Annotated in this window: 22 protein-coding genes; 6 read left to right on the top strand and 16 right to left on the bottom strand. The window is 59.4% G+C overall.

Annotated elements, in window-relative coordinates; translation table 11 throughout:
• Positions 1–6: 6 nt before the first annotated feature.
• The 6 genes from QF039_RS25610 to QF039_RS25585 all read right to left on the bottom strand — a co-directional run bounded on the left by QF039_RS25610 (position 7) and on the right by QF039_RS25585 (position 7212).
• On the bottom strand, positions 7–393 hold the full coding sequence (locus tag QF039_RS25610; RefSeq protein WP_307521328.1) for a Zn-ribbon domain-containing OB-fold protein: 387 nt from the start codon (positions 391–393) through the stop codon (positions 7–9).
• Position 394: 1 nt separating this feature from the next.
• On the bottom strand, positions 395–1579 hold the full coding sequence (locus QF039_RS25605; RefSeq protein WP_307521326.1) for a thiolase domain-containing protein: 1185 nt from the start codon (positions 1577–1579) through the stop codon (positions 395–397).
• Entirely contained in the window at positions 1576–3618 is a 2043-nt protein-coding gene (locus QF039_RS25600; RefSeq protein ID WP_307521324.1) for an acetoacetate--CoA ligase, read from the bottom strand. Before QF039_RS25600 ends, QF039_RS25605 begins: the two co-directional genes overlap by 4 nt.
• 120 nt (positions 3619–3738) lie before the next feature.
• Positions 3739–4467, bottom strand: a complete 729-nt coding sequence (locus QF039_RS25595; RefSeq protein ID WP_177008865.1) for a TetR/AcrR family transcriptional regulator C-terminal domain-containing protein — start codon at positions 4465–4467, stop codon at positions 3739–3741.
• A gap of 115 nt (positions 4468–4582) precedes the next feature.
• Positions 4583–5878, bottom strand: coding sequence for an aspartate aminotransferase family protein (locus QF039_RS25590; protein WP_307521321.1), 1296 nt, complete (start codon positions 5876–5878; stop codon positions 4583–4585).
• Between the two features lie 2 nt (positions 5879–5880).
• Complete coding sequence (locus tag QF039_RS25585) at positions 5881–7212, bottom strand: amino acid permease (RefSeq protein WP_307521319.1); 1332 nt, start codon at positions 7210–7212, stop codon at positions 5881–5883.
• A gap of 654 nt (positions 7213–7866) precedes the next feature.
• Here QF039_RS25585 and QF039_RS25580 point away from each other — a divergent pair.
• Positions 7867–8178: a DUF6124 family protein gene (locus QF039_RS25580; RefSeq protein ID WP_003219377.1), complete on the top strand. Its 312-nt coding sequence runs from the start codon at positions 7867–7869 to the stop codon at positions 8176–8178.
• A gap of 123 nt (positions 8179–8301) precedes the next feature.
• Here the strand turns inward: QF039_RS25580 and fic are convergent, their stop codons facing one another.
• From fic to QF039_RS25530, 10 genes are all read right to left on the bottom strand, one after another.
• Positions 8302–9423: a protein adenylyltransferase Fic gene (fic, locus tag QF039_RS25575; protein WP_008436517.1), complete on the bottom strand. Its 1122-nt coding sequence runs from the start codon at positions 9421–9423 to the stop codon at positions 8302–8304.
• Positions 9424–9929: 506 nt separating this feature from the next.
• Positions 9930–10706, bottom strand: a complete 777-nt coding sequence (locus tag QF039_RS25570; RefSeq protein WP_087692357.1) for an XRE family transcriptional regulator — start codon at positions 10704–10706, stop codon at positions 9930–9932.
• 214 nt (positions 10707–10920) lie between these two features.
• Positions 10921–11448, bottom strand: coding sequence for an inorganic diphosphatase (gene ppa, locus QF039_RS25565; protein ID WP_003219382.1), 528 nt, complete (start codon positions 11446–11448; stop codon positions 10921–10923).
• 93 nt (positions 11449–11541) lie between these two features.
• Positions 11542–12372 carry a zinc-dependent peptidase gene (locus QF039_RS25560; RefSeq protein WP_177028982.1) on the bottom strand — a complete coding sequence of 277 codons (831 nt, stop codon included), beginning with the start codon at positions 12370–12372 and terminating at the stop codon, positions 11542–11544.
• Positions 12373–12378: 6 nt separating this feature from the next.
• On the bottom strand, positions 12379–13035 hold the full coding sequence (locus QF039_RS25555) for a DedA family protein (protein WP_003219387.1): 657 nt from the start codon (positions 13033–13035) through the stop codon (positions 12379–12381).
• 240 nt (positions 13036–13275) lie between these two features.
• Positions 13276–13734, bottom strand: coding sequence for an N-acetyltransferase (locus QF039_RS25550; protein WP_003219389.1), 459 nt, complete (start codon positions 13732–13734; stop codon positions 13276–13278).
• 92 nt (positions 13735–13826) lie between these two features.
• Complete coding sequence (eutC, locus tag QF039_RS25545; protein WP_087692359.1) at positions 13827–14675, bottom strand: ethanolamine ammonia-lyase subunit EutC; 849 nt, start codon at positions 14673–14675, stop codon at positions 13827–13829.
• Complete coding sequence (locus QF039_RS25540; RefSeq protein WP_003219393.1) at positions 14672–16066, bottom strand: ethanolamine ammonia-lyase subunit EutB; 1395 nt, start codon at positions 16064–16066, stop codon at positions 14672–14674. The genes eutC and QF039_RS25540 overlap by 4 nt, the downstream gene beginning before the upstream one ends.
• A 64-nt stretch (positions 16067–16130) precedes the next feature.
• Positions 16131–17579, bottom strand: coding sequence for an ethanolamine permease (eat, locus tag QF039_RS25535; protein WP_003219395.1), 1449 nt, complete (start codon positions 17577–17579; stop codon positions 16131–16133).
• 204 nt (positions 17580–17783) lie between these two features.
• On the bottom strand, positions 17784–19304 hold the full coding sequence (locus QF039_RS25530) for an aldehyde dehydrogenase family protein (protein ID WP_003219398.1): 1521 nt from the start codon (positions 19302–19304) through the stop codon (positions 17784–17786).
• Positions 19305–19591: 287 nt separating this feature from the next.
• Between QF039_RS25530 and QF039_RS25525 the strand changes: the two genes are divergently transcribed.
• From QF039_RS25525 to QF039_RS25505, 5 genes are all read left to right on the top strand, one after another.
• Positions 19592–21502 carry a sigma-54-dependent Fis family transcriptional regulator gene (locus QF039_RS25525; RefSeq protein WP_177008860.1) on the top strand — a complete coding sequence of 637 codons (1911 nt, stop codon included), beginning with the start codon at positions 19592–19594 and terminating at the stop codon, positions 21500–21502.
• Positions 21503–21735: 233 nt separating this feature from the next.
• Positions 21736–22722: a hypothetical protein gene (locus QF039_RS25520; protein WP_256349582.1), complete on the top strand. Its 987-nt coding sequence runs from the start codon at positions 21736–21738 to the stop codon at positions 22720–22722.
• A 219-nt stretch (positions 22723–22941) separates the two neighbouring features.
• Complete coding sequence (gene mpl, locus QF039_RS25515; protein ID WP_003219401.1) at positions 22942–24291, top strand: UDP-N-acetylmuramate:L-alanyl-gamma-D-glutamyl-meso-diaminopimelate ligase; 1350 nt, start codon at positions 22942–22944, stop codon at positions 24289–24291.
• Positions 24288–24917 carry a flavin prenyltransferase UbiX gene (gene ubiX / locus QF039_RS25510; protein WP_003219402.1) on the top strand — a complete coding sequence of 210 codons (630 nt, stop codon included), beginning with the start codon at positions 24288–24290 and terminating at the stop codon, positions 24915–24917. The genes mpl and ubiX overlap by 4 nt, the downstream gene beginning before the upstream one ends.
• Positions 24910–25194 carry a YceK/YidQ family lipoprotein gene (locus QF039_RS25505; RefSeq protein WP_023659172.1) on the top strand — a complete coding sequence of 95 codons (285 nt, stop codon included), beginning with the start codon at positions 24910–24912 and terminating at the stop codon, positions 25192–25194. The genes ubiX and QF039_RS25505 overlap by 8 nt, the downstream gene beginning before the upstream one ends.
• Positions 25195–25337: the final 143 nt, after the last annotated feature.

Genomic DNA, 25337 nt, shown 5'->3' with positions numbered 1-25337 from the left:
TGATAGTTAAACGCTGCCGACCGGCAGGAAGACCGGTACATTTTGTCCTGTCTCGCAGGTGTAGAAGGCGACCCTGAGTCGCTGGCCAATGCGCAGTTGTTGTGGGTCCTCGCAGTCTATTGCCGACAAAATCGTAGGGCCCTCGTTCAGGGTCACGTAGGCAATGCAGTGAACGTGGCCTTCTCGCCGACTGTAACTGAAGCTATACAGCGTCGCGTCGCCGCTGGCGACGATCCAGTCGGTGGACGTCGAGCCGGTAAACGGGCTGTGATCACGCGGGTAGTAGTAAGGCTTGCCGGTATCGAGGCAGCGGCGCAGCAGCAGTTTTCGTTGATTGGCGGCGTCCCAGAACGGAGCGCTTTCCGGGGTAATTTGAGGTGGTTTGAGGTGCATGTCAGAGTCGCTCCAGAATAAGGGTGGCACTGCCATGTCGTGAGCCCAGCAGGCCACCGGTGCCGTGAGCCAATGCCAAGGTGCAATCGGGCAACTGAACCGCCGGGTGGGCCTCACCGCGCAATTGGCGGACGGCTTCGATCAATTTGGTCATGCCGCCCCGGTTTCCCGGGTGATTGTTGCAGAGGCCGCCGCCATCGGTATTCACCGCCAGTGGGCCTTCGCCACTGATCAGCTTGCCATCGGCGACAAAGACGCCACCCTGGCCGGGTGGGCAAAATCCGAGGTTTTCCAGCTGGATCAATACGGTGATGGTGAAGCTGTCGTAGAGTGAGGCGTAGCGGATATCGCTGGGCTTGAGTCGAGCCTCGGCAAAGGCGTCAGCCCCGGACTGGATGCCGCCGCTGGAGAGCAGGTCGAAGTAGCCGCCGTTCAAATGGTTGACCGAATAGCCTGAGCCGATGGGTGTGATCAGCGGCCGCTTGAGTGCGCGGGCGATGGACGGATGCGCCAGTACCAGCGCTCCACCGCCGTCGCTGATGACACAGCAGTCCAACCTGCGTAATGGGGCCGCGATCAGTGGCGAGTTCAGCACGTCTTCAACACTGACGACCTTGGGCAGCATCGCGTTGGGGTTGTACTGGGCATGGTGTGACGCAGCGACTTTGATCCAGGCCAGTTGCTCGGCGCTGGTGCCATGTTCGTGGCTGTGACGCATGGCGCACATGGCGTAGAGATTGGTCACGGCGGCGCCGTAGGACATTTCAAATGGCGCTTCGCAGGCGCTCTGCGGTTGCTTGAGCTGACTGCTGTCCGGCCGCTGGCGCTCGGCGCGTGGACGTCCGGCCTGGGTAATCAGCGCCACCTTGCACCGGCCTTCGGCGATGGCACGTGTAGCCTGTGCAACGTGTTGGATGTAGGACGAACCCCAGCTTTCTGTGGTTTCTATGTGCCGAGGTTTGATGCCCAAATATTCGACCACGGAAAACGGGCCGACGCCTTGGGAGTCCCATCCCGGTACGTCTCCCGCGCAGAAGTAGCCGTCGACATCGTTGATGCTCAATCCTGCGTCGTCCAGGGCGCCGCGTGCGACGTCGGCATGCAGTTGGGCGAGGGAGCGGTCCACGGCGTGGCGGGTAGGGTGTTCATAAGCCCCGACGATAAACGCTTTTGCTTTAAGGCTCATGATTCGATGTCTCCCAGCGGTAGAGGCATTGGATAGTCGGTTTGCTGGCCTGCGTAATCGATAAAAAACGCCAATGCGTGCGGGTCTCGCATGGCACTTGGATTGGCCGCTTTTGCCGGGTCATGGCCCATTAAAATCCGCCGCACTGGCACCTCCATTTTCTTTCCCGTCAACGTCGTGGGAATCATGGGCACCGCGTGTATGCGATCCGGGACATGTCGGCGTGTACAGGTTTGGCTCAGGCACTCGCTGATGTGCCGTTCAAGGCCTGCGTCCAACTGAATCCCAGGGCGTAGCTGGACAAACAGCGGCATGAAGAACCCACCTTCAGGCAAGTCCAGATTGACGATCAGCGAGTCCTCGATGGCCTCGATCTGTTCCAGCGCACGGTAGATTTCGGCGGTGCCGATACGCACGCCAAAGCGATTAAGCGTCGCGTCCGAGCGCCCCAGCACCTGGCAACCGCCACGGCCGTTGACCAGGAAGAAATCACCATGGCGCCATACGCCGGGCCAGGCCTGGAAATAGCTGTCGCGGTAACGCTCGCCGGTGGGATCGTTCCAGAAGTACACCGGCATCGAAGGCATTGGCGCCGTCACTGCCAGCTCGCCGACTTGATCGATGGCGGCCTTGCCTTGGTCGTCGAATGCATGCGCCGCCACGCCCAGGGCACGTGCCTGGATTTCGCCGGCATACACGGCCAACGTGGGCACCCCACTGACCAGGCCGCTGCAGATATCGGTACCGCCGCTGCCGGTGGCGACCCATACGTCGGGTTTGAGGTGGCGATAGAACCAGGCATTGCACTCAGGTGAAACCGGTGACCCCACGGGCATGACAGTGCGCAGTGCCGAAAGATCGAAGCGCTGGCCGGGAACCACGCCCTGACGTTTCATCAGCTCGATGTAGGTGGGGCTGGTGCCGAAAAAACTCGCACGGCTGTCTTGCGCCACTTGCCATAACGTATCGGTGTTCGGCCAGGTGGGATGGCCGTCGTACAGCACTGGGCGTACGTCGCAGAGCAACGTGCAGAACAAGGTATTCCACATCATCCAGCCGGTGGTGGTGAAGAAGAACGCGGTATCGCCAGGGCGAAAATCCAGGTGCAGATGCAGGGCTTTCAATTGCTCCAGCAAAATGCCGCCATGGCTGTGCACGATCGCTTTGGGAAGCCCCGTGGTGCCGGAAGAAAACAGCACCCACAACGGGTGGTCGAAGGGCAGTTGCTCACACTGGAAGTCGACGGCCGGGACGATCGGGCGAAGGTGCAGGTTGCGCCAATCGACTGCGCCCTGAACGGTGATCGACTCTTGGGGGAAGAGCGTGGGCAGCATGATCAATTGCTCGATACTGCCCAGCTCCCGAACGATCCGTTGGACCTGTTCACGACGGTCGAATGCTTTCCCACCATAGCGGTAACCGTCCACGGCGAAGAGCACCTTGGGTGCCAGTTGTCGGACCCGATCCAATACGCCATCGGCACCAAAGTCCGGTGAGCAACTCGACCAGATTGCCCCTATGGCAGCACTGGCACACAGGGCGATCATGGCTTCGGGGATATTAGGCAGGTAAGCCACAACCCGGTCGCCAGGTCTTATTCCCAGCTCGCGCAAATAAGTCGCCAGGGTGCGCACCTGGTTGGCGAAGTCGGGCCAGGGCATGCCTTGCAACGTATCGGTTTCACTCACGTACAGCAGGGCATCACTGTTTTCTCGCTCGTTACGCAGAATATGTTCGGCGAAATTCAGCTGGGCCCCCGGAAACCACTGCGCCCCTGGCATCGTGCGGGCGCCCAGAACGGCGCGGGGAGGGCTGGAGGCCTGTACGTGGAAATGATCCCAGATGGATTGCCAGAAGGCATCCAGGTCGTTGACGGACCAACGCCACAAGGCGTGGTAATCGGTGAAGGTAATATCTCGTTCCTGCTGCAGCCAATTCAGGTAACGGGTAAGACGGGCCTGTTGTATGTGCCCGGGACTAGGCTGCCACAGCAGTTGCCCATGACGGACAGGATCAGAAAACGGGAAAGCGTTCGCCACGATAAAAGACCTCTGACGTTATTTTTATTAAGGGTCATTGGGTTTCATGCGTGACGGATCTTAATCATCAATTGTACGACGTACAATTAGTGGTTTTTCAGGTATCGATGAGTGACGTTTCTAGCGACGGGATGCCAGGGTTTCCAATCCGCAGATGATGGTCTCGACATAAAACGCGAAGCTGTCATCCAGCGCCGCTTGCACGCCGTTTTGCCAGCGCAGGCTGAAGCTGCGATTGCTCAACTGATCCATGTTCTGCGCCAGTGTCGGGTGTTGTTGCGGGTCGACTTGCTGAAGGCTCTGCTGGACCTGGTTTTGCCAGGCTTCTGTGTTTTCCGGCAGCGGTGCGAACTCCAGCGTAGTAAACCCGGTGAGGGCGGCAATGAAGGTGTTGTAGGCGCTTGCCAGTGTCGGCCCGTTGAAGCCGGCCTGTTGCAGGGCCGCCAGCACGCCTTCCACCAGTTTGAAGTCGGTGCGGGTATTGGAGACCAGTTGCGCACCGAGCAACGGCGCAATATTCGGATGTTGGTGCACGGCGTTGTGGCAATTGACCATGGCCGCACGCAAGTAGTCCTGCCAGCGTTCCTGGGGCTCGGGCGCCAAGTGTTCCAACACCTTGGCCAACACCTGGGCCAGCAGTAATTCCCGAGAAGAAACGTACCAGTAAATCGCCGTCGGATAGACGCCCAGGGCGCTGGCGAGAGTGCGCAGGCTGAATTTCTCCAGGCCTTCCTGATCAATCAGCTCAAGTGCCGCGGCGGTGATGATTTGGGCGGTCAACAGGTTTTTCGAATCCTCCCCAGCGCTCTTTTTACGCCGGCCTCGGGGGTTTGCGGTTTTGCTGGTCATGGGCCTTTCGTTCCGGCTGAGGGAAGGCGAAAGAATAGCGGCTAAGGGTTTTCCTGTCTCGGATACGAATCACGGTGGAGTGCCCAGGAGCCTCGGGCTCCTGGGCCGGGCAGCCTCAGTCGCAAGGCAAAACAGCAGCGTAGCGATCGACAAAAGCCCGAGTGGCGGTGAGCAGGTGTAACAGTTCGTTGTCGGTCAGTGGCAAGCTCAGCGCGACCAACCCGCGCCGGGCGAGGTAGATGCCACTTTCGATCAGGTGGAAGAAATACAGGTCACGCAGGCGTTTTTGGTACTCGGATAACTCCATAGGGCGCTGCAGGTGCATGGCGGTGGGATGAAAATTCATCACCGAGCCTTGTCCTGTGAACTGCAGGGCGACAGGTGCCAGCACCTGATTGAGTTGCTGGCGTAATGCGTCGCCTCGGGTATTGAGCGCAATGGCTGCCTCGCGGGTGAACACCTGCTCCAGGCCGGCGATGCCGGCGCTGAGCGTCATCACGTTATTGTTGAATGTCCCGGCATGGGGCAGGCGACCCAGGCGCGGATCGAACTGCGCCATGATTTCCCGGCGCCCCCCCAGCATTCCGCAAGGCATCCCGCCGCCCACGTATTTACCCAGGGTGATCAGGTCAGGTTTGACCTCAAGCTTTTCCTGCAAACCTCCAGGCGCCAGGCGTGAAGTCATCACCTCGTCGAAGATCAGCAGCGCGCCATGGGCCCGGCTCATTTCGCGCAAACCTTGAAGAAAACCCGGCGCAGCGCAGATGCATCCGCCGGCACCAAGCATGGGCTCCACCAGGATCGCGGCAATTTTGCCGCGGTGCTGATGCATCAAGCGCTCGACACTGTGCAGGTCGTTATAGTCGGCCAGATAGACGCGATGGGGAACGTTCATTGCCGTCGCCGGTCCGGCGAAACTCATTACGCCTCCGTGGTATCCACCAGAAAAGGCAATGATTGCGCGACGGTCTGTGTAGGCAACTGCCGCCGCCAGTGCGAGCAGGTTCGCTTCGGTCCCCGAGTTGGTAAACCGCACCTGCTCGGCGCAATCGAAGCGCTCCACAATCAGTGTTGCCAGCCTGGCTTCCAGCTCGGTGTGGGCGCTGAGGTTCAGTCCTCGCGCCATCCCTTGTGACAGCGCATGCAGAATGACCGGGTGGGAGTGGCCATATAGCGCCGCCGTGTATTCGGCCAGGAAGTCGATATAGCGATGGCCGTCCATATCGGTGAGCAAGCAACCCGCGCCACTGGACATGGTCAGGGGAAACGGTTCGTAAAACAGCACCGAGCGTGTATTGCCACCGGGCATGACCCGGGCGGCCCATTCCAACTGGCGCGCACTATTGGGGTTGGCACGAGTGAAGCGCTCGACACACGCAGCCAGTTCGGTCTTGAGGGTGTTGCCGGTCATATTCAAGCTCCCTGCACGTCGCTGGCAGCTACTGACTGAGTGGGTTTCGGATACACCAGCATCAGCACTGCGAACCAGGCGAACGTCACATAGAAGGCTGCGCGGGTGTCCGGGTCCAGAGCCACCAACACGGCCAGCACCGCCAGAAAAGACAGCACCAGCGCACTGCTGCCCATGGCCCACGGCATGCGATAGGCAACCCGAGGCAACTCACCCCGCTGAACTTTGCGGCGATACGCCATATGCGCAACGATGATCACCGCCCACACCCAGATCAACAGGCCCAATATCCCGGTAATCAGCAGGCCGAACAGACTCTCCGGAATCATGTAGTTGAGCAGCACACCCACCAATAACATCAGGGTCGAGACCATCAGGCATCGAGCGGGAACCTGGCGCCGGCTCAACACCTGGAGGCTGCGTGGCGCCTGCTGGAAATGCGATAGCGAATACAGCATGCGACTCGTGGCAAACAGCCCGGTATTGCAGGATGACGCCAGCGCTGTGATCACCACAAAGTTCACCAGCCCCGCGGCCATTCCCAGACCGATGCTGTCGAACACCATGACAAACGGGCTTTGCCCGGTATTCAGCTGATTCCACGGATACAGCGCCATGATGATCGCCATCGAGCCGACATAGAAAATGAACATGCGCCAAATGATGCTGTTGATCGCCTTGGGCAGCGTGCGCTCGAGGTTGGCCGTTTCAGCGGCCACCACACCGATCACTTCAACGCCGGCGAAGGCAAACGCCGCCACCGGAATCGCGTACAACAGGCCGCTCCAGCCGTGAGGTAAAACGCCTCCGTGGGTCCATAGGTTGGTAATGGACGGCGGTGTCTTCGCCGATGTTTCAAGGCCGAAAAACAAAATCACCAACCCCGCCACAATCAGCCCGACAATCGTTACCACTTTGATCAGCGCCAGCCAAAACTCCACCTCGCCAAACGCCTTGACTGTGAACAAATTAATCACCATCAGCACACCGGCCGTGACGAGTGCGGGAATCCACTGGGGCAGTTCCGGGAACCAATATTTCATCAGCAGGCCGATGCCGGTGACCTCAAGCACGCCCACCAGAATCCAGATCAACCAATACGACCACCCGGTAATAAAGCCGAAGCGCGGCCCGAGGAACTCCTCGGCAAAAGAGGCAAAGGACCCGCTATTGGGTCGGTATAGAGACAACTCCCCCAGCGCCCGTGCGATCAGATAAATCATCAGCCCGCAAATGGCATAAGCCGCCAACAACGCAGGCCCGGCAGTGGCGATCGCCTTGCCAGACCCCAAAAATAACCCAGCACCAATCACCCCCCCGATGGCGATCAGCATGACGTGGCGTTCCTTGAGAGAAGTAGCAAGGCCCTGGTTGGACATGTTGCGCATCATCATTCCCCTGGCTGCATTGCGCAGCGGTCATGAACGTTATCCGGCTTGGTGGCCGATTTTATTGTACGGTGTTCAATAGGCAGGATTCGGGCCAGAGCAGGGTGGGGTTGATGGTATGGAGGAGGGAATCGGGGTTAAACATTCTGCTTAGATTGGTTTGTAGGATCGTTTCTGGATTTGTCAGACGGGAAGTTTGGGAAGTTGGATTGGCAGATACGGGGCGAGGTGTCACCCGATAACACATCTAATGTGTGGTGGTGGGGCGCTGATTTTTGATGGCCAGCAAGACAGATCCCTTTCCTTGGCAGGACGTTTCCTAGAGAATTCCAAGCGCTTGCGCCAGCAAAATCCCGCGACTAGTCTGCGTTCCGTCACTGCATATTCGGTGATCGGGTTTAGTCGCCCGGACAACGCTAGGCGTACAGCGCCATCTCAAAGCCAGGTATTTATCGCCTGCACTTTATGGTGGCTGTGCGCAGGGCACCCTCGGGTGCGCCGGTGCCTAGCGGCCGGTCGACTAACCTGCGTACAGCTGCCACCTTCTGATCGTTTAGTCGCGAGAGGTTAGTGGTTCAACTCACTGCTAGGAGTTCTACCATGGTCAAAGTTACCCCCGATCCACCCGCATTCCATAAAGCCTTACTCCGCGACACTGATGCCTCGCGTCGAGTGATCGATCACTACCTTAAAGCGCCGGACGCGCAGCCTTCACCCAACCCGTTTACCGTCGATGACGAACTGAGTTTCGAAGATGCCCTGGCCCATGCTGCCGAGTTATTGCATTGCGCCGTGGCGACCGCCCAGGCGTCGACCGAGCCGCTGAACGGCGCGCAGCGGGCGGTGATGCATTTGGTGGAAATGTCGAAGGTGGTGGTGGATCGAGCGCTGGACTGTTTGCAGCCGAGGTGAGGACCTTAAGCCTACGCTGAGGTTGCGATGCATTTGGTCAGCGATCTACTGACCAAATGCTCATCATCCTGGCTCAGGGGCGGAAATCCCGGCAGACGATCGCCATGGATTAAAGCGGTCTCCTCAGGCGTATGGCTTGAAGTCATTGCTGTCGCGAGTGAGTAGCTGCATCAGTTTGGGATGGATGAAGAGCTTTTCCTTGCCAACCTGAACCTCTTGCAGAACGCCGATGGCGACTAGTTCTTTGAGGTAACGGGAGGCTGCTTGACGCTGGGCAATCTGTTTGTCGACGACGTTGCTGATGCGGCAGTAGGGCTGTTCGAAAATGACGTCTACCAGCTCGCGGGAATAGGTTTTCGGCAACTGCTCACGAACAAACTGGGTGGTGTGCTCGGACAGGCTGCGAATAGCGGCAATTTTTGCACAAGTCCAGCGTGCTGTTTCTTCCACAGCGCTGAGCATGTACAGCAGCCAAGGCTCCCAGGCTTGTTCGCGAGTGACATCAAGCAACAGGCGGTAGTAATCGGCTCTATGGGCAATGATGTAACGGCTAAGGTAGAGAATCGGTAGATTCAGCAGGCCTTCCTGGATCAGGTACAGGGTGTTGAGCACTCGCCCGGTACGGCCATTGCCGTCGGTGAATGGGTGAATGGCTTCGAATTGATAGTGACTAACCGCCATACGTACTAATGGATCCAGGTCGGTCTCGTTGTGCAGGAAGCGCTCCCAGTTGGCGAGCATGTCACGTAAGCGATCTTCGCCTTCCGGTGGGGTATAGATGATCTCGCCGGTTCGGTCGTTGGCTAGCTGGACTCCTGGCACCCGGCGTATATCCATGTTCACGCCTTTAAGCGTGCGGCAGATTTCGACTGCAGTACCGGTGGAGAGTGGGCGGTCGGCCAACGATTGATAACCTTTCTGCAGGGCTTTGCGGTAGCGCAGTGCTTCCTTGGTCGCTGGGTCTGCGTGGCTATCTCCATCCTGAGCATGCTGAAAGAGCAAATCCGTGGTGGTGACGATACTTTCGATCTCTGAGCTGTCCTTGGCCTCCAGCAATGGAATGGTGTTGATCAGCATTGTCTGGTTAGGGATCAGCTCAGCCGCTTGCTTCAATTCGGCCAGGGCTGTGCGGGCCTCAATGCAGCGTTTGAGCACTGCATGGGTTTCCAGAACAGTTGCCGGTGGCAAAGTGGGAAGCTGGTTGTAGGGCTTGTCAGCCTGCCAGGGAAGGTGGGATGCGGTCATGGATGGGGCTCGGTCTTTGACTTATCCGTCTAAAGGTAAGAGGGGCTCATCAGGGCGCCCTTTCGTGGCGTCAGTGTAAACATGCGTGCACTACGTGTCGCTATATTTTGATTTCTGCGACACGTCTTGATGTCATGTCGTTGGTAACGACAGGTATGCGAAACGTGTTCTTGGAACGGGCTTTTAGCGACGTATCAGGCGAATGTCCTGAGGATGGAAAAGACGGCTTGCGTGCCTTGGAGCGGTTGGCGCGTTCTCAAATAGCTCGATGCCTGGCAGGTGTAGCGCATTTCTTCCAGGCATTAAAAAGCCGGCTTGTGGCCGGCTTCTCGGGGACTGGTTCAGCTTATTTTTGGTAAACCTCACCAGCCTTCAAATCGTTCACCCAGGCTCGCACCCAGGTGATAAGGGGCATCAGCGGGAACTCCTCCGCATCGCCAGGCAGGGCGGACCGGCTTCACGCCAACCCCCTGCCAAATGTGCGGCGGATAATACCCATATTCGCCTCAATTTCCCAGCTCCGGATCCGATTTAGAGCCTTCGTAGCCCAATAAATGCGCATCCAGCGGCACCGGCGGGCGGCGGTTATTCAGTGTCGCCCACCAGAACACCCAACCCAGAATCTCAAAGTTCTGCTCATGCCGCTGCTCATAGGTCAAAAACTCGTCCGGATGCTCGGCGCTGTTGTGGCTACGCATCCGCAGGCCACCTCCTGGACGGTTGTAGAGGTATTTGATCCGCAGCATTCCGTCGTGCTCTACCGCGTAGATTTCGCCATCGATGATCTGTTTGCGACCACAGTCGATGGCAAGGGTACTTCCGTCCTGGATGATGTCGATCATGCTGTTGCCGACCATGTAGGCCCCGAGCGCCCGCTCCGGGCTTACACCGATGGCTTCAAGGGTGTGCAGGGAGAGGCGGATGCTTTCGGTCGAGGTGAAGGTGGGGTGGAGGGGGATCTCCACGTCGATTTTTACCGGGCCCGAGACCGGGTGGGTGATGTAGTTGCCGCTGGTCTCGCGGGCGATACGGTGGGAGGTGTCTGCATCGGATCCTTCCAGCAGGTAGTTGGCGGGTGGATGTTTGGGGCCTTCGCCTGTGCGCAGCCAACGGCTGGTGACGCACAACAATTCTGCGAACTCGTTGAGCCGGCCCATGGGGACGCCGCGTTTGAACCAGTTGTTTACGTGTTGAGGCGTAACATCGCGGTTCTTGGCGAAGTCGGAAGCGGAAAGATGAACTTCCCGTAATAGCGCTCTTAAGCGATCACCTGATGTATTCATAAACGCAGAGTTTACTGGCCGTAAAATCAGATCAAATAAACCATGCGTTGAGTTGCTGTATGTAGGTGTTTCCTTATCGCAGGACTATTCTGCTAGTTGATTAAGCTAGTTAAACAATTGCTGTAAATATGTTTATTAAAGTAGCCGGATGTTTATGTTTTTCCCACAAAAAAAGCCCCGATTAATCGGGGCTTTTTCAGAGCGAATAGCGGTATCAGCCTTTGTAGGCAGCGACCGACTTCAGGATCTCGGCGCGGGCGGCGTCTGCGTTGCCCCAACCATCGATCTTCACCCATTTGCCTTTTTCGAGGTCTTTGTAGTTCTCGAAGAAGTGTTTGATCTGTTCCAGCAGCAGTGGCGGCAGATCGGTGTATTCCTTCACGTCGACATACAGCTGGGACAGCTTGTCGTGTGGTACTGCGATAACTTTGGCATCGCCGCCGCCGTCGTCAGTCATGTTCAGGATGCCGACCGGGCGGGCGCGGATAACCGAGCCTGGGGTAACCGGGTAAGGGGTCACGACCAGCACGTCGAGGGGGTCACCGTCGTCTGCCAGGGTGTTGGGGATGAAACCGTAGTTGGCCGGGTAGAACATCGGGGTGGCCATGAAACGGTCAACGAACAGGCAGTCGCTGTCTTTGTCGATTTCGTATTTGATCGGCGCGTGGTTGGCCGGAATCTCGATGGCGACGTAGATGTCGTTCGGCAGGTCTTTGCCAGCCGGAATCTTGCTGTAGCTCATTGGGCGTTGCCCCCGTAGTTGGCCATGGAACATGGCCGGATTGGCCTAAAAGTGGCGGCGATTATAGGCATATTCTGACGCCGATGCCATGCGTCAGACGTCGTAGGGCGCTTGGCGTTCCGTCTGATACCGCACGTCGCCGGCCTGCAGTTGGTGCAGGCGCGCCAGGGGATCCTGACGGTAGAAGTGGCTCAGTTGCTCGTACACCTGTGGATAACTGCTGACCAGTAAATCCGGGGCACTGAAGAAATATTCGCTGGTGACGGCAAAGAACTCGGCCGGGTTTTCCGCGGCGTAGGGGTCGATGGCCGTTTCGGCGTCAGGGTTGCGGTCGAGCTGGCGGTTGAGGTCGTCGAAGGCGCTTTGCATGACGCTGGCCCATTCCTGCACGCGCATGTCGTGGTGCAGGGGGGGCAGGCCGTTGGCGTCGCCGTTGAGCATGTCCAGCTTGTGGGCCAGTTCGTGAATGACCAGGTTGTAGCCTTCCCAGTTGCCGCTGCCCAGTACGCCGGGCCACGCAAGGATCACCGGGCCCTGTTGCCAGGCTTCGCCGCTGTGCTCGCCGTCCCACTCGTGTTCCACGCCGCTGGCGTCGCGATGGCGCTGCGGGCTGAGGAAGTCGTCGGGGTACAGCACGATCTCGTGGAAGCCCTGGTACCAGTCGAGGTCGCCAAGGTTCATCAGCGGCAGCTGTGCCTGGGCGGCGAGCAGCAGGCGCTGTTCCTGGTGCAGTTCGACGCCGGGCAGGGCGGTGAGGTGTTTTTCGGCGAGGAACACCACGCAGGCTTCCCGCAGCCACTGGTCTTGCTCGGCAGTGATGCCGTCGAGGAACGTCAGGTGATGGCGCACCCGCTGCCACGTTTCATCGGCAATCGGGTGCTTGGCCAGCAGGCGCCGGCGACGCCAGGCGCTGAGGGACCACATAGCCGGTTACTGCGGCTTTGCTTCGGAAGAGCTGCGGCCGAAGCGGCTGCGGAACACGCCGATGATCATCGGTACCAGCGACAGCAGGATGATGAACACCACCAGCAGCGACAGGTTTTTCTTGATGAAGGGCACGTTGCCGAAGAAGTAGCCCAGGGTTACCAGGCCGCCGACCCACAGGATGGTGCCGAACACGCTGAAACCGAAGAAGCGCGGGTAAGGCATCTTGGCGATGCCGGCGACGAACGGTGCGAAGGTCCGCAGGATCGGCAGGAAGCGCGCCAGGGTCACGGTTTTGCCGCCATGCTTGTCGTAGAAGTCGTGGGTCTTTTGCAGGTAGTCGCGGCGGAATATTTTCGAGTTGGGGTTGCTGAACAAGCGTTCCCCGGCCGTTCGTCCGATGACGTAGTTGGTACTGTCGCCCAGGATGGCCGCGAGCATCAGCAAGCCGCCCAGCAATATCGGGTCCATGCCGCCGCCTGCGGCGATGGCGCCGGCAATAAACAGCAAGGAATCACCCGGCAGGAAGGGCATGACCACCAGGCCGGTTTCGCAAAAGATAACCAGGAACAGAATGGCGTAGATCCACACTCCGTAGTTTCTCACCAGCATGTCGAGGTACACGTCGAGATGCAGGATAAGGTCGAGCGGGTTGAAATCCATGGAGGGCACCTGTGTGAATGGCCTGGCTCAGCGGGCCTGTGCGGAGGCTTCGGGTAATAAGGGCTACAAGGTTGTGGCGTAATTCTTACGACCCTGAAAGGTCCGCATTATACGGATAGAGTTGTGAAAAGCGTGCTGGTTTTGTAGCGGGGAATGTCGCGACTTCGATCTGATTGTAGACACAGCGTCAGTGTGGGAGGGGGCTCCCACAACAGATGTATGAGGTTTGGTTAATAGTTGTCAGTCATCGCTGATCGCAAGCACGTAGTTCTTGAACTCGGTGTCTTCCCGAAAACCGATGGACTCATAGGTTTTCTGCGCCACCTGGTTGTCGCTGCTGGTGGACACACGCAGGCGCACGGCTTGAGTTTCCTTGGCCATCTTCTTCGCGGTACGCATCAGGTTGTCGGCCACCAACTGCCGGCGTGCGTCTTCGGCGACGTAGATGTCGTTGAGGATCCACACCCGCTTGAGGGACAACGATGAAAAGCTTGGATACAGCTGGCAAAAGCCAAGCAGTTTCTTGTCGTCATCGTCGGCCAGCGCCAGGTAGATCACGGACTCCTTGCGGCGCAGGCGTTTTTCCAGGAAGGCGCGGCTCGAATCAGGAAACGGCAGCGCACCGTAAAATTCGCGGTATTTGACGAAAAGCGGGGTCAACAGGTCCAGGTGTTCCAGGGTCGCTTGAGTAATCCGCATGCCAGGCCTCAACTTCCAAATGGGGTATGACCACACAAGCGGCCGTGTCTCGATGCTGCCTAAAGCAGAGAAAAAGCGCAATCGTGCAGGGATCAGTCCTTCGGTGGGCTGAGCAGGAAGTTTCCTTTCATCAGGTCGGGATCATCCGACTCGAGGGTTTGTACCTGCGCTTCATCCTTGAGGTTGACCCCCGACAACTGCCGGCGACAGGCCTCCCGCATCAAGTAAAGCAGGCGGTGAGCGGCCATGCCGTAGCTCAAGCCTTCCAGGCGCACATTGGAGATGCAGTTGCGGTAGGCGTCAGTGAGGCCGACCTTGGGGTTGTAGGTGAAATACAGCCCCAGGCTGTCCGGCGAGCTGAGCCCCGGCCGCTCGCCGATCAGGATCACCACCATTTTTGCCCCGAGCAACTGGCCGACTTCATCCGCGACGGCGACACGGCCCTGCTCCACCAGAATCACCGGTGACAGCGACCAGCCTTCAGCGTGGGTTTGTTCCTCCATGCGTGTAAGAAACGGCAACGTATGTTTATGCACCGCCAGGGCCGACAAGCCATCGGCCACCACCACCGCCAGGTCCACGCCGCCGGGGTTGGCTTCGGCATAGTCCCGCAGGGCCTGGGCGGATTCATCACTGAGGCGGCGCCCAAGGTCCGGGCGTTGCAGGTAGCTGTGACGGTCGACGGCGGCGCTGTGCAGCAGCAGGCTGTCGCGGCCACGCTCCGCCAATTGGCTGCTGAGCCCTGCATGATCAAACGGCAGGTGTACCGCGTCGCGGGCCTGGGCATGGGCGAACTGGAAATCCAGCTGCGCGCCGGTAGGCATGCTGGTGCCGGTGCGGCCCAGGGCAATCCGCGCCGGGGTCAGGCGCCGCAGCTCAAGCCACGGGTTGTCCACGTTGTTTTCCGGGGTGTCGATGTGCACGGGCGGTTCCTTCTTCATCCCAGTTGCGCCAAGGCGTGGCGGAATGCCGGTGGCAGGCTGTTGCCGAAGTGCACCTTGCCGTCGGCTTGCGTGAAGATGCCCATTTTCGCCAGCCACTGTTCAAACTCCGGTGCCGGCTTTAAACCCAATGTTTGGCGGGCGTACAGCGCGTCGTGAAATGAAGTGGTCTGGTAGTTGAGCATGATGTCGTCGGAGCCCGGGATGCCCATGATGAAGTTGATCCCGGCCACGCCCAGCAGGGTGAGCAGGGTGTCCATGTCGTCCTGGTCGGCTTCGGCATGGTTGGTGTAGCAGATGTCGCACCCCATGGGCACGCCCAGCAGCTTGCCGCAGAAGTGGTCTTCGAGGCCGGCGCGGATGATCTGCTTGCCGTTGTACAGGTACTCGGGGCCGATAAATCCTACGACCGTGTTCACCAAAAACGGCTTGAAATGCCGGGCGACGGCATAGGCGCGGGTTTCGCAGGTTTGCTGGTCGACGCCAAAGTGTGCGTTGGCCGACAAGGCGCTGCCCTGGCCGGTTTCGAAATACATCAGGTTTTGTCCGAGGGTGCCGCGGTTCAGGCTCAGGCCTGCGTCGTAGCCTTCCTGCAGCACGCTCAGGCTGATGCCGAAACTGGCATTGGCCGCCTCGGTGCCGGCGATCGACTGGAACACCAGGTCCAGCGGCACACCACGGTTGATGGCTTCGATGGAGGTGGTGACGTGGGTCAGCACGCAGGCCTGGGTCGGGATTTCATAACGCTGGATGATCGCGTCGAGCATTTCCAGCATCGCGCAGATCGAGGCGATGCTGTCGGTGGCCGGGTTGATGCCGATCATGGCGTCGCCGTTGCCGTAGAGCAGGCCGTCAAGAATGCTCGCGGCGATACCGGCCGGCTCATCGGTGGGATGGTTGGGCTGCAGGCGGGTGGACAGGCGCCCGCGCAGGCCCATCGTGCCGCGGAACTGTGTGACGACGCGGATTTTCTGCGCCACCAGTACCAGGTCCTGCACACGCATGATCTTCGACACGGCGGCGGCCATTTCCGGTGTCAGCCCGGGCGCCAGGGCGCGCAGGCTCTGTTCGTCGGCCGCGTCGCTGAGCAGCCAATCGCGTAATCCGCCGACGGTCAGGTGGCTGACCACGGAAAACGCTTGTTTATCGTGGGTATCGATAATCAGCCGGGTGACTTCGTCGCTTTCGTACGGGATCAACACTTCTTCGAGAAAGTGCTTCAACGGAATGTTGGCCAGGGCCATTTGCGCCGCGACCCGCTCGCCATCGTTCTGGGCGGCAACACCCGCCAAAAAATCCCCGGAGCGGGCCGGGCTGGCCTTGGCCATCACGTCCTTGAGGCTGTCGAAGCGGTAGGTCAATGCACCGACCGCGTGGGAAAAGCTTGCCATACAGAGTCTCCTTTTCGGCGCGGGCGGAATGTGAGTAAAGCGCCCGCGCCGAGGTTTACGGCGTTTAGTGCAAGGCGGCCTCTGCGGCCTGGATCGCCGCAAATTCTTCTTCCGGCGTGCCTGCTACCAAGTGATGCCGACTGTAGAAAGCAAAGTAAGCAATTAATACTCCATAGATGATCGCGGCGCCAATCACCACGCGCGGATCCACCAGAAAGCCCGCCACGACAGCGATGCAGGCCAGTACCAGGGCGACGCCCGAGGTGAAGATACCGCCCGGTGTGCGGTAAGGGCGGTCCATTTTGGGGCGGCGGATGCGCAAGGTGATGTGCGCGGCCATCATCAGCACGTAGGAAATGGTTGCGCCGAATACGGCGACCAGGATCAGCAAATCGCCTTGGCCGGTCAGCGACAGGCCGAACCCGATGATGCCGGGGATCACCAGGGCCAGTACCGGTGCCTTGCTTTTGTTGGTCTGCGACAGCTTGCGCGGCAGGTAGCCGGCGCGGGAGAGGGCGAAGATCTGCCGGGAGTAGGCGTAGATGATCGAGAAGAAGCTCGCGATCAGCCCGGCCAGGCCCACCAGATTGACGAAGTGGCCCATCCACGTGGAGCCGCCGTAGGCTTTGGACAAGGCTTCCACCAGCGGATTGCCCGATGCCATCAACGCGTAGGCGCCAGCACCGCCGGGGGCGATCACCAAAATCAGCAGGGCGAAGCTGGTCAGTACCACAATGGCGCCGATCAGGCCGCGAGGCAGGTCGCGTTTGGGGTTCTTGGTTTCTTCGGCGGCCAGGGGCACGCCTTCGACCGCAAGGAAAAACCAGATCGCATAGGGAATCGCCGCCCACACGCCGACATAACCGAAGGGCAGGAAAGAGCTGGCGCCCTTGGCCTCGGTCACCGGGATGTCCAGCAGGTTGGCGACACTGAAGTGCGGCACCATCGACACCAGGAACACACCCAGGGCAATCGCGGCGACGGCGGTAATCACAAACATCAGCTTCAGCGCTTCACCCACGCCGAAGATGTGGATGCCGATAAAGATGATGTAGAACGCCAGGTAGATCATCCAGCCGCCAATGCCGAACAGCGACTCGCAATAGGCGCCGATAAACACCGCGATGGCGGCGGGGGCGATGGCGTATTCGATAAGGATCGCGGTGCCGGTGAGGAACCCGCCCCAGGGGCCGAACGCGCTTCGGGCAAAGCCGTAGCCGCCGCCGGCGGTAGGAATCATGGAAGACAGTTCGGCCAGGGAGAAACACATGCACAGGTACATGGTGGCCATCAGCAATGTGGCGAGGAACATGCCGCCCCAGCCACCCTGGGCGAGGCCGAAGTTCCAGCCGGCGTAGTCGCCGGAGATGACGTAGGCAACCCCGAGACCGACTAATAGTACCCAGCCGGCAGCGCCTTTTTTCAGTTCCCGTTGTTGGAAGTATTCGGTGCCGACCTTTTCAAAGTCGACGGAAGACCCGGACGCCGGAGCGCCATTCGGTTCGCTGGGCATGATGGAATCCCTTTCTTATTGTTTTATCCCGGCTTACTTAAGTAAGCCGAATGAGTAGCAAGGTCTTGTGAAGATCAAATGTGGGAGCGGGCTTGCTCGCGAATGCGGTAGTCAGTTGAAAACTCAGTAACTGATACGCCGCATTCGCGAGCAAGCCCGCTCCCACATTTTTATTGCATTTCAAATGTGGGAGCGGGTTGTCAGTTAGAAGAAGCCCAGCGGGTTGATGTCGTAGCTCACCAGCAGGTTTTTGGTCTGCTGATAGTGATCAAGCATCATCTTGTGAGTCTCACGGCCCACACCGGACTTCTTGTAACCACCGAACGCGGCATGCGCCGGGTACAGGTGGTAGCAGTTGGTCCATACACGCCCGGCCTTGATCGCCCGGCCCATGCGGTACGCGCGGTTGATGTCGCGGGTCCACAGGCCGGCACCCAGGCCGAACTCGGTGTCGTTGGCAATCGCCAGGGCTTCGGCTTCATCCTTGAAGGTAGTGATGCTCACCACCGGGCCAAAGATTTCTTCCTGGAACACCCGCATCTTGTTGGTGCCCTTGAGCAGGGTCGGCTGGATGTAATAGCCGGTGGCCAGATCGCCGGTCAGCTTCTCGACCTTGCCGCCGGTGAGCAGCTCGGCGCCTTCGCCCTTGGCGATTTCGAGGTAGGACAAAATCTTGTCGAATTGCTGCTCGGACGCCTGGGCGCCGACCATGGTGTCGGTGTCCAGCGGGTCGCCACGTTTGATCGACTCGACCTTCTTCATCACCACTTTCATGAAGTCGTCGTAGATCGACTCTTCCACCAGCGCGCGTGAAGGGCAGGTGCAGACTTCGCCCTGGTTGAAGAACGCCAGCACCAAACCTTCGGCGGCCTTCTCGATGAATTGCGGTTCGGCTTTCATGATGTCGGCGAAGAAGATGTTCGGCGACTTGCCGCCCAGCTCAACGGTGGACGGAATGATGTTCTCGGCGGCCGCGTGCATGATGTGCGAGCCCACTGGCGTGGAGCCGGTGAAGGCAATCTTGGCGATGCGCTTGCTGGTGGCCAGGGCTTCGCCGGCTTCTTTGCCGTAGCCGTGCACCACGTTCAGCACGCCCGGCGGCAGCAGGTCGCCGATCAGTTCCATCAGCACGTTGATGCCCAGCGGGGTTTGCTCGGCAGGCTTGAGCACCACGCAGTTACCGGCGGCCAGGGCTGGCGCGAGTTTCCAGGCGGCCATCAGCAGCGGGAAGTTCCACGGGATGATCTGGCCGACCACGCCCAGCGGTTCGTGGAAGTGGTAAGCGGCGGTGTGTTCGTTGATCTCGGCGCTGCTGCCTTCCTGGGCGCGGATGCAGCCGGCGAAGTAGCGGAAGTGGTCCGCGGCCAGCGGGATGTCGGCGTTCAGGGTTTCGCGCACGGCCTTGCCGTTGTCCCAGGTTTCGGTGATGGCCAGCAGTTCGAGGTTCTGTTCGATGCGGTCGGCGATTTTCAGCAGAACCAGCGAGCGGTCCTGGGCCGAGGTCTTGCCCCAGGCGTCAGCGGCGGCGTGGGCGGCGTCCAGGGCCTTGTCGATATCCTTGGCAGTGGAGCGCGGGAATTCGGCGATGGGCTTGCCGTTGACCGGCGAGGTGTTGGTGAAATAGTTGCCATCGACCGGCGCGACAAACTCACCGCCGATGTAGTTGCCGTACTTGGCCTTGAACGAAACGATCGCGCCTTCAGTACCGGGGTGTGCGTAACGCATGGTGGGTATCTCCTGGCTTTTTTGTGTTTATTGGAGGACGCACGGTTGTGCTTGTTAAAGCGTAGAGCAAAGGTCGGGCCAGTGCCTCGTAGAGCCTGTAAATCAAGGGTTTAGAGGTTGTTGCAAACCGTTGCTGTGGCAAGCTTGGTACAGCCTGGGTGACAGTTTGTGCCATAAGCGGTACAGCCTGTGACCGGTGGGTCTGCCCGGGATTGCAATGGTCGGGACGCTGGAGGATGCTGGGCACTCGCGCGCGGTGTACTTCACGCAGGGAGAATAATAAGAACATGCAAAACGATCATTTCAGTCGCCATGCCCAACAAGTCCTGACGGTCACCCGTGGGCAGGACCCGCTGCATGGCCCCGGCAGCGATCCGTCCATCGCCCGCTCATGGCTGCGTTGTCTTGAGGACTATCACCTCGACCCCGCACTGACCATCGCGCCCACGGTGCTCGAACATGGCCGCCTGCTGGAAAGCCGCGAACGCCTGCAACAAGTGCTGAGCATCGCCGGCAATGAAATGAACAGCCTGCATCAACAGCTCTCCGGCGCCGGCCATGCGGTGCTGCTGACCGACGCCCGCGGGGTGATCCTCAACTGCGTCACCGCCCCCAGCGAGCGCAAGATCTTCGAGGGTGCCGGGCTGTGGCTGGGTGCCGATTGGAGCGAGGCCTGCGAAGGCACCAACGGCATCGGCACCTGCCTGGTGGAGCGCCAGTCCCTGACGATTCATCGCGATGAACACTTTCGTGGCCGACATACCGGCCTGACCTGCTCGGCCAGCCCGGTGTTCGACCCTCATGGCGAACTGCTGGCGGTGCTGGATGTGTCTTCGGCCCGGGAGGCGGTGTCGCGCCAGAGCCAGTTCCACACCATGGCGCTGGTCAATCTTTCGGCGAAGATGATCGAGAGCTGTTACTTCCTGCGCCATTTTGAGCACCACTGGTTGCTGCGCTTTCATTTGCAGGCAGAGTCTGTGGGCCTGTTCAGCGAAGGGCTGCTGGCGTTCGATGGTGAAGGGCGCATTTGTGCGGTTAACCAGAGTGCGTTGAACCTGCTCGGGCAAATCCGTGGCGGGTTGTTGGGGCAGCCGGTCGAGGCGTTTTTCGATTGTTCGCTTGATGAGTTGCTCGGGCGTGCCAGCGCGAACGCCAGCGCCAGTTGGCCCCTGCGTACCCGCGATGGCCGTGGCTTGTTCGCGGTGTTGCGCGGCCAGCCACGCAGCGTACCGGTGCCGGTGGCCCACGCCTTGCCGGAGCGGCCGCGATTGCCGGGCATTTGCCTTGGAGACGCGGCGCTGCAAAACGATTTCCGCAGAGCCTTGCGGGTGTTCGAGCGTGATGTGCCTTTGCTGATCCAAGGGGAAACCGGGTCTGGCAAAGAGGCGTTTGCCAAGGCCGTGCACCATGCAAGCCTGCGCGCAGATAAAGCCTTTGTGGCCCTCAACTGCGCAGCCATCCCGGAAAGCCTCATCGAAAGCGAGCTGTTCGGTTATCGCGGCGGCAGTTTTACCGGCGCCCGCAAGGAAGGCATGCGCGGCAAGCTGCAGCAGGCAGATGGTGGCACGTTGTTTCTGGATGAAATCGGCGATATGCCGCTGGCTTTGCAAACCCGGCTATTAAGGGTGCTTGAAGACCGCTTGGTGGTGCCCATCGGCGGTGAACCGCAAGCGGTGGACGTCAGAATTATCAGCGCTACCCACCGTAATCTGCTTGATCGGGTGCAGGACGGTAGTTTTCGTGAAGACCTGTATTACCGGCTCAATGGCCTGGAAGTGGCCTTGCCGCCGTTGCGCGAGCGCAGTGACAAATTGCAACTGCTGGACTTCCTGCTGGCCGAAGAAGCGGGAGATCAGGCGGTGCAGCTTGACGGCGAGGCCCGCCAGGCCCTGTTGGCGTTCGCGTGGCCGGGCAACGTGCGGCAGTTGCGCACGGTGTTGCGCACCCTCGCCGCACTGTGTGAGGACGGGCGGGTGAGGCTTGATGACCTGCCTGCACAGATTCGTGCCGTGCAAACCGTTCCGGTGGCGGTGAGTGAACCGGCAAACTCATTGCTGGATGCTGCCGAGCGCCAGGCATTGCTGGCAACATTGGTGCAGCAACGCTGGCATATGACGCACGTGGCGACCGTGCTTGGAGTCAGTAGAAATACGCTTTATAGAAAGTTACGTAAGTATGGTATAGCGCGTCAGGTTTAATGATGACGTTAACTGTTCTGACTGTGAGTGATCAATCTGTGTTGTGAGCGACTGTGCGTTAAATAATTGGCGTCGCACCGTATTAATGTTTTGTCATGTATTTTTGTGCGTAGGTGACTGTCTTCTGGAACGTTCATTATCTGTTTAGTTACTAAGTTGGCGGTTATCGATTTTCTCGATAACTCGCTGATAGCGCTTATGCGTAAATAGTAACAACAAGTGAGATAATAACCATGAACATTACTAGATCTCGGCCCACCACGGTCAATATACCTCCAGTGAATACACCACCGGTCACGCGCAATGGCGGTGTAACGCCTCCGGTAGTACGTCCCGGCGGCCAGGGCAACACCCCTCCAAAAGCTCCCCAACCTAAACCCCGGTTAGGGAAAAATCCGGCCACAGAAACCCCCACACCCCAACCCAAGCCCGAGAAAACCAATACCTTTCAAACGCTGACACAACAAAAATTGATGAACCAAGGGTCTGCCAACCGGCCGTTCAAGCCTCAGGCCAGCGCAGATCCTAAAGATATGGCACAGGTGACTCAAAACCTGATGGTTGCTGATCGCCTGGTCAAGGCTAAGGTGTTCGACACCTCGCCCCAGGCTGCGACGGTAGCCCGCGACGCCTTTGTCAGTGCGGGTGTAAGCGGATTGGTCAGCGCTCCCCTGAGTATTGGTACCTACGCAGGCTCGGTTTGGTCTGGCGAGACAATCAAGGCGCAGTTTACAAACAATACGCCACTGCTCCCTCCGGCTCACCAGCCGGCTCCAAGCACGCAGGTGCCTGCCGCGAAAACCGACGGGACAACATCGGTCGTCGCCACGCAGGACACCGACACGGGTGCCACGACCGCGCGCTTGGGCCTGGCCGAGTTGCGCATGGAAGTCATTGCCAACAATATTATGGCAATGCGTCAAGGAACGAATGCTCCGGCACTTAAAATGAGCGACTCCTCGTCGCGTACGCCAAGCGAGCGCCTCGAAACGCTTGAGGCCTTGTATAAAACTGCGGAGGAACAGCTTAAAAAACTGGCGGACGAAAACGACATGGTATTCCGGCCTTACATTGCCACTCCCGCAGACGGCACCGATGACAAAGGCCGTCTGGATGTTATTGATAAAAAATTCGACGCATTAAACAAGTTCATAGGGAAGTTGTTGCACATGGGAACGCTGTCATTACCGGCAGAGTCTGCCGAAACAAAAGTCGTGTGACATAACCCCGCGTAAACTTTCGAGTCATGGATGATGCTCAGTCAAACTGGCGATGGGTCCGATGCCATGCATGCATCCTGTGGCACCGGACTTATCGAATATTCCCCTACGCTCTGACAAACAATGGCGGCTACCCCCCAAAGGCCTGCGTGCTACAGCTAAAGAGTGCGATTTTCCCTTCCCTGCGCTAACCTGCCTCGATGTTTTACGAGGTCGACTATGCACATTCATATTCTCGGTATTTGCGGCACGTTCATGGGCTCCATGGCGGTGCTCGCCAAAGAACTGGGCCATCATGTTACTGGCTCCGATGCCAACGTTTACCCACCCATGAGCACGCAACTGCAGGCCCAGGGCATTGAGCTGACCCAAGGTTATGACCCGGCGCAATTCGACCCGGTCCCGGACCTTGTCGTGATCGGCAATGCCATGGTGCGCGGTAACCCGGCAGTCGAATATGTACTGAATAAAGGTTTGCCGTACGTGTCTGGCCCGCAATGGCTGGCCGACCATGTGTTGCAAGGCCGTTGGGTACTCGCCGTTGCCGGTACCCATGGCAAGACCACCACCAGCAGCATGCTGGCCTGGGTGCTGGAGCATGCGGGCATGAGCCCGGGCTTCCTGATTGGTGGCGTGCCGCAGAATTTCTCGGTGTCGGCGCGCCTCGGCGACACCCCGTTTTTTGTCATCGAAGCCGATGAATACGACAGCGCGTTCTTCGACAAACGCTCCAAGTTCGTTCACTACCGCCCGCGTACGGCGATCCTGAACAACCTGGAGTTCGATCACGCGGACATCTTCCCTGATCTGGCGGCCATCGAGCGGCAGTTCCACCACTTGGTGCGCACCATTCCCAGCGAAGGCCTGGTGATTCACCCCACCACCGAACCTGCCCTGCAGCGAGTTATCGAGATGGGCTGCTGGACCCCGGTACAAACCACCGGTGCTGGCGGCCAATGGCAGGTCAAACTGCTGAGCGAAGATGGCTCCAAATTTGAAGTGCTGTTCGAAGGCGTCGCCCAAGGCATCGTCGATTGGGACATGACCGGCCAGCACAACGTCGCCAATGCCTTGGTCACCCTGGCGGCTGCGCGGCATGTCGGCGTGGTGCCGTCCATGGGCATTGCGGCCTTGAGCGCGTTCAAAAGCGTCAAGCGCCGGATGGAAAAGGTCGCCGAAGTAAATGGGATTACCATCTATGACGACTTTGCCCACCACCCGACGGCCATCGCCACTACCCTGGATGGCTTGCGCAAGCGTGTGGGTGATGCCCAGGTGATCGCGATTATCGAGCCGCGCTCCAACTCCATGAAGCTGGGCGCCCACCGTGATGGTTTGCCGGAAAGCGTCAACGATGCCGACCAGGTTGTGTGGTACGCGCCGGCCAACCTCGGTTGGGACCTGCCTGCCATCGCCGCGTTGTGCACGGTGCCGTCGATTTGCCGCGACTCACTGGAAGGCATCATCGAGCACGTGAAACACCAGGCCAGGCCCGGCACTCACGTGGTGATCATGAGCAACGGCGGCTTTGGCGGCCTGCATGGCAAACTCGCCGAGGCCCTGAAGTGAGCGGCCCGGAACGCGTCACCCTGGCGATGACCGGTGCGTCCGGCGCGCCCTATGGCTTGCGCCTGCTGGACTGCCTGGTGCGCGAAGACCGCGAGGTGCACTTCCTGATCTCCAAGGCCGCGCAACTGGTGCTGGCCACCGAGACCGATGTGGCGTTGCCGCCCAAAGTGCAGATGATGCAGGCCTTCCTCACCGAGTACACCGGTGCGGCAGCGGGGCAGATCAAGGTCTATGGCAAGGAAGACTGGATGTCACCGGTGGCGTCGGGCTCCGGTGCGCCGGCCGCGATGGTGGTGGTGCCGTGTTCCACCGGGACCCTGTCGGCGATTGCCACGGGCGCCTGCAACAACCTGATCGAGCGCGCGGCGGACGTGACCTTGAAGGAGCGTCGCCAGTTGATCCTGGTGCCACGCGAAGCGCCGTATTCGAGCATCCATCTGGAGCACATGCTCAAGCTGTCGAACATGGGCGTGACTATCTTGCCGGCGTCGCCGGGCTTCTATCACCAGCCGCAGACCATCGATGACCTGGTGGACTTTGTGGTGGCGCGGATTCTCAACCTGCTGAACATTCCCCAGGACATGCTGCCGCGCTGGGGCGAGCACCATTTGAGCAGTGATGAATAAACTATTGATGGTGCTGCTGGCGCTGCAACTGACCGGGTGTGCGACTGCGCGAACCCTGGACGCAGCCCAGCCCGGCGCGCCGGTGGTGTATGCCGGCACGCGGCTGGACATGTATGCGATTCAGGGCGGGTGCTGCGCGATGGACCGTTTTGGGGCCGAGGCGCCGAGCTATCCCCATGTCGACCTGCCGGCCAGTGCCTTGCTCGACACGCTGCTGTTGCCGCTGTCGGTGCTGACGGTGCTGGGGGTTGGGTTCAATGCGACGGGCGGGCTGTAGTACTTAATCCCAGTATTAACAGAAATCCAATGTGGGAGCGGGCTTGCTCGCGAATGCGGTGGATCAGTCACTGTATCATTGACTGATCCACCGCATTCGCGAGCAAGCCCGCTCCCACATTTTGATTGTGTTCGGCCTGGAAT

The organism is Pseudomonas sp. W2I6, assembly GCF_030815935.1.
GTDB lineage: Bacteria > Pseudomonadota > Gammaproteobacteria > Pseudomonadales > Pseudomonadaceae > Aquipseudomonas.
The sequence above is the reverse complement of the archived record's forward strand: the minus strand, read 5'-3'. Positions and strand labels throughout refer to the sequence as shown.

Coding starts and splice junctions, on each gene's coding strand:
- QF039_RS25525 (WP_177008860.1), top strand. CDS start 19,592: ATGCAAAACGATCATTTCAGTCGCCATGCCCAACAAGTCCTGACGGTC.
- eutC (WP_087692359.1), bottom strand. CDS start 14,675: ATGAAGAAGGAACCGCCCGTGCACATCGACACCCCGGAAAACAACGTG.
- QF039_RS25550 (WP_003219389.1), bottom strand. CDS start 13,734: ATGCGGATTACTCAAGCGACCCTGGAACACCTGGACCTGTTGACCCCG.
- QF039_RS25580 (WP_003219377.1), top strand. CDS start 7,867: ATGGTCAAAGTTACCCCCGATCCACCCGCATTCCATAAAGCCTTACTC.
- QF039_RS25610 (WP_307521328.1), bottom strand. CDS start 393: ATGCACCTCAAACCACCTCAAATTACCCCGGAAAGCGCTCCGTTCTGG.
- QF039_RS25555 (WP_003219387.1), bottom strand. CDS start 13,035: ATGGATTTCAACCCGCTCGACCTTATCCTGCATCTCGACGTGTACCTC.
- QF039_RS25560 (WP_177028982.1), bottom strand. CDS start 12,372: ATGTGGTCCCTCAGCGCCTGGCGTCGCCGGCGCCTGCTGGCCAAGCAC.
- QF039_RS25585 (WP_307521319.1), bottom strand. CDS start 7,212: ATGCTGATCGCCATCGGGGGGGTGATTGGTGCTGGGTTATTTTTGGGG.
- QF039_RS25540 (WP_003219393.1), bottom strand. CDS start 16,066: ATGGCAAGCTTTTCCCACGCGGTCGGTGCATTGACCTACCGCTTCGAC.
- QF039_RS25505 (WP_023659172.1), top strand. CDS start 24,910: ATGAATAAACTATTGATGGTGCTGCTGGCGCTGCAACTGACCGGGTGT.
- QF039_RS25520 (WP_256349582.1), top strand. CDS start 21,736: ATGAACATTACTAGATCTCGGCCCACCACGGTCAATATACCTCCAGTG.
- QF039_RS25595 (WP_177008865.1), bottom strand. CDS start 4,467: ATGACCAGCAAAACCGCAAACCCCCGAGGCCGGCGTAAAAAGAGCGCT.
- eat (WP_003219395.1), bottom strand. CDS start 17,579: ATGCCCAGCGAACCGAATGGCGCTCCGGCGTCCGGGTCTTCCGTCGAC.
- mpl (WP_003219401.1), top strand. CDS start 22,942: ATGCACATTCATATTCTCGGTATTTGCGGCACGTTCATGGGCTCCATG.
- ppa (WP_003219382.1), bottom strand. CDS start 11,448: ATGAGCTACAGCAAGATTCCGGCTGGCAAAGACCTGCCGAACGACATC.
- QF039_RS25605 (WP_307521326.1), bottom strand. CDS start 1,579: ATGAGCCTTAAAGCAAAAGCGTTTATCGTCGGGGCTTATGAACACCCT.
- QF039_RS25530 (WP_003219398.1), bottom strand. CDS start 19,304: ATGCGTTACGCACACCCCGGTACTGAAGGCGCGATCGTTTCGTTCAAG.
- fic (WP_008436517.1), bottom strand. CDS start 9,423: ATGACCGCATCCCACCTTCCCTGGCAGGCTGACAAGCCCTACAACCAG.
- QF039_RS25570 (WP_087692357.1), bottom strand. CDS start 10,706: ATGAATACATCAGGTGATCGCTTAAGAGCGCTATTACGGGAAGTTCAT.
- QF039_RS25590 (WP_307521321.1), bottom strand. CDS start 5,878: ATGACCGGCAACACCCTCAAGACCGAACTGGCTGCGTGTGTCGAGCGC.